Origin of the sequence: Mastigocoleus sp. MO_188.B34 (genome assembly GCF_030065675.1) — a bacterium.
In the GTDB taxonomy this organism is placed as follows: Bacteria; Cyanobacteriota; Cyanobacteriia; order Cyanobacteriales; family Nostocaceae; genus Mastigocoleus.
In genome coordinates, this window is record NZ_JASJDK010000019.1 from 60,047 (window position 1) to 67,988 (window position 7,942).

At 35.7% G+C, this 7,942-nt stretch carries 5 protein-coding genes; 2 read left to right on the forward strand and 3 right to left on the reverse strand.

Annotated features, from left to right (window positions below; translation table 11 throughout):
* The first annotated feature begins 1,313 nt into the window (after positions 1-1,313).
* Entirely contained in the window at positions 1,314-3,398 is a 2,085-nt protein-coding gene (locus QNJ50_RS07450) for a polysaccharide biosynthesis tyrosine autokinase (RefSeq protein WP_300633699.1), read from the forward strand.
* A gap of 249 nt (positions 3,399-3,647) precedes the next feature.
* On the opposite strand, the gene QNJ50_RS07455 is transcribed toward QNJ50_RS07450, so the two are convergent.
* Both QNJ50_RS07455 and QNJ50_RS07460 read right to left on the reverse strand, forming a co-directional pair.
* Positions 3,648-5,090, reverse strand: coding sequence for a S8 family serine peptidase (locus QNJ50_RS07455; RefSeq protein ID WP_300633701.1), 1,443 nt, complete (start codon positions 5,088-5,090; stop codon positions 3,648-3,650).
* A 15-nt stretch (positions 5,091-5,105) separates the two neighbouring features.
* A complete protein-coding gene (locus QNJ50_RS07460) occupies positions 5,106-5,579 on the reverse strand; it encodes a hypothetical protein (RefSeq protein WP_300633703.1) in 474 nt (157 codons plus the stop codon).
* Positions 5,580-6,402: 823 nt separating this feature from the next.
* Here QNJ50_RS07460 and QNJ50_RS07465 point away from each other — a divergent pair.
* Complete coding sequence (locus QNJ50_RS07465) at positions 6,403-7,611, forward strand: C1 family peptidase (protein ID WP_300633705.1); 1,209 nt, start codon at positions 6,403-6,405, stop codon at positions 7,609-7,611.
* 77 nt (positions 7,612-7,688) lie between these two features.
* Here QNJ50_RS07465 and QNJ50_RS07470 read toward each other — a convergent pair.
* A partial coding sequence (locus QNJ50_RS07470) for a hypothetical protein (RefSeq protein WP_300633707.1) occupies positions 7,689-7,942 on the reverse strand: 254 nt, incomplete at its 5' end.

Genomic DNA, 7,942 nt, shown 5'->3' on the forward strand with positions numbered 1-7,942 from the left:
ACATAGTATACCTGAAAATATATTATACTAGCATGGCTACGGAGAAGTAAAAATAGTCACTACATAACTCAATAAAATATAAAAAATCAAATTAAAACAAATTAAAAACTGATGCATTTGGCAAAATTAGTTCAAGAGAATTTTCGGTAATTTATCTTTTTTTATTCTGTGTAATTTTAAACCAACAATCATTTTTTAAGACCATAATCTTAAAAATTTACTATAAGAGATATTAATAAGAATCAGCGAAATTTACATTAAGTTCGCAAAAAAGATAAAAAATGTATTAATATTATTGCTGAAATAAAATTGTTAAAACTTTTAATCAAAAATGTAAGTAGTTTTATTTTCTAGATTATGACAGGTCAAGCAAAATGGCATTAAATACAGAAACAAATTCCATTATCAATTATTTACAGGAGGAAATTTAGGTTCTTATTCTTTAAAGAAGCTATTGATACAAATTGAATTGCTTCAATTGTTTATGATATTAATGTTTTTGAGACAGAAATATGTCAGCTTATAAATCAAGAGTATTCGATTGCAGTAAGCCCTGAAGTTTCTCCTGCTAATCTATCCTGTAAACTAATTACTGTATAAGCTGGAGAAAATATTAAATCTCATTTGGAATTTTATTACTACTGTTAAACCAATAATTTATCAGCGTGCAAAACTAGTCTAGATCGGTTGCGATTATCGCAATTTTTGGATACAAGTCTTCGCTTGTTATTCATAGATTACTGGAGATGAGGCTTGAAGAACTCACCGACAAAAAACAATAGCTTGATGTTTGCATTGTTTTAAGCGCATGTGTAGAAGTCAATTTATTGTAGTTGAGAATATTGATATTGCTGTTATATTTCAATATTACACGAATCGGTGTGATTTGATAGATGAATAATCAGTATATCTAGGTCATTCAAATAAGTTGCACAAATATTTATAACATCAACTCAATTTTTTAGTAATACTAAATGAAAGCTTGAAGTATTTAGATTGACTTCATTTTACGAGGAGATATGTTTTCAAACTGTTCCTACTTACAAATTTACTTAATTAATAAATGCATCGAGAAAGAAAAATATTTTTAAATCAAAATAATTTTCAACTCAAATTGTAATTTTTGAGTTTGATTTGGATTCATCAAAATTACTTAATTATTCTACAAAAGTAACGAATTTGAAAATAATAACATGGAATATCAAGAGTATTCTTCTAGTTTGGAAAAATATATTCATATCTTGAGAAGGAGATGGGTACCTGCATCAATAGTATTTGCAATTATTTTTTCTTCCTCATTTATATTTATTTCGATGAGAAAGCCTATATTTGTTGCAGAAGGCAAATTGCGCCTACAAGAAATAAATAAAGCCTCTAATATAAGTGATATAGCGACAGATTTAGGTAATTCGGATTCACGTGTAGAAGAGAAAAATATTTCTTTGAAAACTGAAGTAGAAATTATTAGTTCCACACCTTTAGTCAAGCAGACTATTAATAAATTACAATTAAAAGATAATACAGGTAAATATCTGCGATCGCAGGATATAATCAATAATAGATTAGCTGTTAGTGGAATTAAAGGGACTGACTTGATATTGGTTTCATATCAAGATGTCAATCCTAAAATTGCTGCTAATTTTGTTAATACTTTAATGAATCTGTATCTGAATAATAATTCATCACTTCATCGTGAAAAGGTATTAGAAAATCGTCAATTAATCAAAAAACAACTACCCCAAGCAGAAAATATAGTCAGCAAATCTGAATTAGCTTTACGTAGATTCAAAGAAAAAAATAAAGTTTTATCGGTACGTGAAGAAACGGTAAAATTAGTAGATTCTCTACGAGAACTACAAAGAAAAATAAGTGAGCAAAAATCTCAACTTGCTGGGATAAAAGCTCAGTCTCAGACCATACAGAATAGTTTAGGAATTACTGCAGAAGAAGTAGTAGTTTTAACATCATTAAGTCAATCTAATAGTGTTAATCAAATACTACAAAATATTCAGCAAGTCGAAGGTAAAATTGCAGAGAAGAGCACCATTTTAAAAGTAGATCATCCAGAACTACTGAACTTAGAAAATAAACTAATAAGTTTAGAAAAAACTTTAGGAACAAGGATTAAAAAAGTTGCAGGGGAAAGAAAAAAGGCAGTTAGGAGAAGTTTAAACTTTGGAGGTTTTAAACAACAACTAAGTTTGAAATTAATTGACTTAGAAGCACAAAAACAAGGCTTAAAAAGTGAGATTGAAGCTTTGTCAACTTTAGAAAATTCTTATCAGCAAAGATTAAATAATTTGCCAAAATTAGAACAACAGCAGCGACAATTAGAACGACAACTTCAAAATGTACAATCTAATTATTCAGTTTTATTAAAAAAACTTCAAGATAATAAAATATCAGAAAATCAAAATCTAGGAAATGCTCAAATTGTTGCTCGAGCAGAATTTCCCGAGCGTCCCATTTCCTCCCGAGTTCTGAGTTATGTTGGTTCTGGACTACTAGGTACCCTATTTTTTATTACTACTGTATGTATTTTAGAAGTCAGAGATAAATCGATCCGTACTGTTGAGCAAGCCAAAAACTTAACAGGATTAACCTTATTGGGAATAATTCCAGAATTTGGTAAGTCTAGCGAACTTTTTCCTGATATTGGAGAAGTAGAACCAGGTAACATTCATCTAATTATGAATAATCATCCGAATTCCCCTGTAAGCGAATATTATCGGATGTTGCGGGCTAACTTGAAATTTATTAGTAGTGTTAAAGAATTAAATATTATTGTTGTTACTAGCTCAGTTCCGAACGAAGGTAAATCTACGGTAGCTGCTAATTTAGCTATGGTAATGGCACAAATGGAAAGTAAAGTATTACTTGTAGATGGGGATCTTCATCATCCGGTTCAACATCAGGCTTGGAAAATACCGGATAATCAAGGTTTAAGTAATGTAGTTTTGGGACAATTTGATTTAAAGACAGCAGCAAAACAAGTTAAACCTAATTTAGATGTTCTAACAGCAGGGAAAGAATATATAGACAACCTACATATTTTTGATAATGATTTTTCACCACCTTCTCCCGGATTGATTCTTGATTCTAAGCAGATGGGTAATTTAGTCAAAGATTTTGCAGCTAATTATGATTTTGTAATTATAGATGCACCTTCTTTGAGTATTGCTGCGGATGCAGGAATTTTAGGAAATTTAGCTGATGGGATATTATTTGTAGTTCGTCCCGGTGTTGTGGATCTTGCTAACGCATATTTTGCAAAAGAATTCTTAGAACATTCGGATCAAAACGTAATCGGACAAGTGGTGAATGGAGCAACTCTAAATCCTAAACGTCGTCGTCAACACAATTTTCTTAGAAACTATAAGTTTTCAGCTAGCACTTAACTGTACTAGAATTATGTATTAACGCACCCCGCTTGCTTCATAGAATAAAGTGCGCCAGAAGCATTAACACTTGCTAAGCAAGAAAGTATGGTAGGTATTGCGGAGCACAAGCACCGCATAAAAGGGATAGGCTAGGATGTGTTTAAAGAATTACTCCAAGGGACATCCTTTCATAGGATAGTCAAAATTTTAGGGTGTCTAAAATCATCTGCTGCAAACATCCCATTGAGGTAACGGAAACATTTAATATTACGGATTGATTGCAGCTGACCGAGCTAGTTTGTAAGCTGCATAAGCATCCACCAATCCAGTACCTGTTGCTCCGTCATGTCCGTTACCAGCTGGTTGACCATGAATACTTTTGCCAGTTTTTACATCTCGTGCCGATGCCTTGAGAATAGACTTAATCAGTGTCGGGGAAAGACCTGGTTGCACCTGTTTTAGTAAAGCACAGACTCCGGCAATCTGGGGACAGGCTGCACTTGTACCGCTGATCACTGCCCAACCATCGTTTGTACCTGTTTCATCCTTTTCTGGATATCCATTGCCCCCTAAGCCCTTATCGATTTCATCCCCTGGCTCAACAGGTAACATAATATATATCGCTTTGGGTTGCATTCCCACTAGACCGCACATATCTGGTACATGGCGTCCTGGATAAATTTGACTATCAAAACTGCTGGCGTAGTTGGAGGCTTCTAACTTGAAGTCGTCCCCATCTATGCTTTCATGGGCATAAACTCCACCTACAGAAATCACATTAGGCATCATACCAGGAAATGCTATCTGCCCATTACCTCCAGAAAAGCAAACGGTAATGCCACGTTTCTGTACAGCCTCAATCACTGCTGCTTCAAGGGGTTTGAGAGCGTTTGGCAGACTTGTCAATGGCTTATGATTTCCATCAATTAAGTGATAACCCCAACTGTTGCTTATTATTGCCGGATGGAGATCGGAAGCTATTTTAAATGCTAGAGTTGGATTTCCGCCCATCTTAACACCGATAAAGTCAATATCTGGCGCATTGGCAAAGATATTTGCAGCCTCAGCCGTTCCATGACCACTCTCATCTCGTTCTAGGTTGGTCGAATCTGGGGCAAGAGTTGCCTGATAATTGTAACCATGCCATTCATAGAAGGGATGCTTGTAGAATCCAGTATCTACCATTGCCACTAAAACACCTTTTCCTGTAACGCCAACCTTATGAACGGGAGTTGAGCGGCATACGGTAGCTACATCTGCAGGGACAGTGAGGTGATGGTAGGTAACCCGTGGCGGTAGAGGTGATTCAAACAAAATTGGCGGACTTTGGGGATAGGCGCGTTCTACCAATGCAGATAACTCCGACGGAATACTGAAAGGAACACCAGCAACGTGAGATAAGTAGGTGACTTCTCCGACACTTGGACTAACCGTTTGCCTCCTTGCTTCAACCCTCGTGCCAAAAATCCGTTCCCACAATTCTCGCGGTCCTTCGGCGCTAATAGAAAATGTGCCAATTTGTTGTATTCGAAAACCCAAAGACTGAAGGATGTTTGCCGCTTGGATACCCCGTCCTGCAGGAGGTGCAAATTGTTGAATATTATTCGGTTCAAGGTAAGTTTCTGGCGCGAAAATTGAGTCGCCGGTTTCGGAACGCAAGACTGCTTCGAAATAAACTTGTCCTTCTTTGTTCTCAGATAGATATGTCATTTTTATTTCCTCTATTTATGGTTGTACTTGGTAAAATTCAGGCGGTTCTACAAACATCACTTCAGAAATTAGACTTTCTAGTCCTTCAGGAATAGTAAGGTTATCGGTTACTGCTCTCAGATAAGTGACTTCACTTCCTATCTCCGCGATCACAGTTTTCTTCTCTTGCTGAAATGAGACATTAAAAGTTGATTCCCAAAGGGAACGAGGCGCTTGAACGCTAATAGTTGATCCGATGTGCAAGATTTTAAAACCAAGACGTTGCAACGCTAAAGCAGCTTTGTTCGCCTGGTTAGGTAATGGCTCAATTTCTGCTGAGATAAGGTTTTGAGGCATTACTTCCTTGATCTGGTGATGAGTTATCGATTCGGCGGATGATCCACTTAGGGGAGAATCTTCTCCCCTTGATAAAACCTGGTTTTCCTGGACATCAGGAACACAACTGCTGCTAGCAAAAACGAGCGTTGTAATTACCAGCCAGATTATCACAAATTTCACTCTGCTTACCGATGTATTTTTGCAACGAATTATAACAATTCAGTCTTGAATGGTAAGTATATCTACCAACTTTTCAAGTTACTCTGCTCTATGGTATTTCACCTTCTGGTTAGTTCTGGTTATCGCTTAAATATAGATATAACAAGGCTTTTAGCTCTTATTTTTGAATATGCCACTAAACTATGCTTGGGGCAAAAGAAGGTTCTAAAACCATAAATTTTGTTGGCCACTACTGTTTATGGTATATTAAATTACCATAAATGTATGTTGATTAGGCATATGTTTTGGCTTTTATTACTAGCTAATTTGTTTCGTTAGACTTGTTCAGTTTTTTTCTACCATAAAAAACACGGTTTATCCAAAAAAAACTGAAAGTTTTTATTTTTATAAATCTATTTTATTGAGTTAAATATTATTGAGATTTATGGCGTTTTATAAAAAAATAGTGGCTGCAAGTTAAAGGATATGAGAGTTGGAAAACTTGCTTTAAATAGTGAAAAATATTGTGAGAGTATTGAGTTACAAGTATGTGATTAATTTTGTGTATTTACTAAAGTAAATGGATTAAACAAATTGCAAAATTTGGGTTATTTTTTTAACTCATGTTAATTGATAAGCAGTAGCTGCAAGTTAGTAAATATACATTAATTATTACGTGGCATAGAAAGAAATTGCCTTTATTTTGTTAATGATAATTGCTAACTTTCAGTAAACATAGTACCATTGTAACAGTGTACCTGCGTTATTCCTGCCTGACGAGATTAATCACACTTTCGAATAAGCTGGTACTTTAAATTACTATAGGCATGTAGTGATGAGTATAGAAATTGGATGTTTACCAGGCAATTTTGATATTAGAGACTATGCATATCGAGATGCACTCCAGAAATTAAGTCAGCAAACAGGTAAAGATTTTATCTATGCCATTTTTAATTATGATAAGAAAAGCGCAAAAGAAGTTACTTATCAAGGTCATAGTGGATTTTATGAGTACGAAATTAACCTAAAAAAAACTTTCAATTTGGAGCATAAAGAACTCGAACCTTTATCAGTTCTTCTTCCCTTAAATCTCCGCGATTTGGAAAAGTTATCAAGCTTGGCTGAGCAAGACAAACCGTATTTATTAAAGCTAGGAGAAGGTTTTACACACAATGAAATAGATAAAGTATATTGGCCTCCTGTTGAGCAACAGGCTCCAGGACAACTGTGCGTAGCGAATGCTGGTGTTGCTCTGCTGGAGTACTTTGAGCGTGTGGTAGAGGGAAGACATATCAATGCTTCTCGCCTATTCTTGCATCAGGTTGCGTGCAAATTATTGCATATACCACCAACTTCTGCTCCATCTATCAGAGCCATAGTGAAGGCATTGACAAGGTTTGGTGCGCTTCCAGAGGAATTCTGGCCCTATGACCTTAAATATTTAGAAAAGGAGCCAGATGCCTTTTGTTATGCTTATGCTAGGGACTATCGAGCAGCTAGCTACCTTCGTCTTGATCGACCAGATATGGATAAAGAAGCCTTAATAGCACAAATAAAACTCTTTGTGTATGCTGGCTTTCCTGTTATATGTCGATTTTCAGTTTACGATTCGATTGAGCAATCAAAAGAAACAGGGGAAATTCCAGTTCCCACATTTGGGGAATCTTCTCAAAGCGATCATGCAGTTATTATAATGGGTTACCATGACGACAAGGTGATTTTCAATAAGAATCCACTTGGGGAGCAAGATAAGAGTCGATATAAAGAAAGAGAGTCTTACGACAGAACTTTCCTCAATGATAATAAGGAAAAAATTGGAGCGGAAGGAGCGTTTAGGACTCGGAATTCTTGGGGTAAGCAGTGGGGTGAAGATGGCTATGGATGGTTGCCATATGCCTATATTTACCGCCACTTGGCTGGTGATTTTTGGTCAATCATCAAGTTTGAGTGGACTAATACAGAGAGGTTGGGACTATCTCTTGACGAGGAGAACAATATAGGTGTTTGTTGCCCGCCGGGGAAAAAGCCATGTCCTACAAGCTAGAGTTCAACAACTTCACTTCAAGTCATAGTTATACAGATGTAAAAGGGGTATTTCAAACAGATTTGTTATGACTTGCTCTATAAGCACAATTTTTTCACCTCATCATCTGGACTTTTACTATACTTTAGATAATTGCGAAGAAATTCACAGCTAGAGTTGTAGAGTTTGTCTAGTTGTGGATGTTTTACGATTTGACTAGGATTGTAGTCCCATACTCTCACTGTTCCATCTTCACTGGCAGAAACAATAAACTTGTTATCATTGCTAATCTCTACTCGATTAACGGAGTCTGTATGCCCTTTTAAAACTGTTACAGTTTTATCATCTTGTT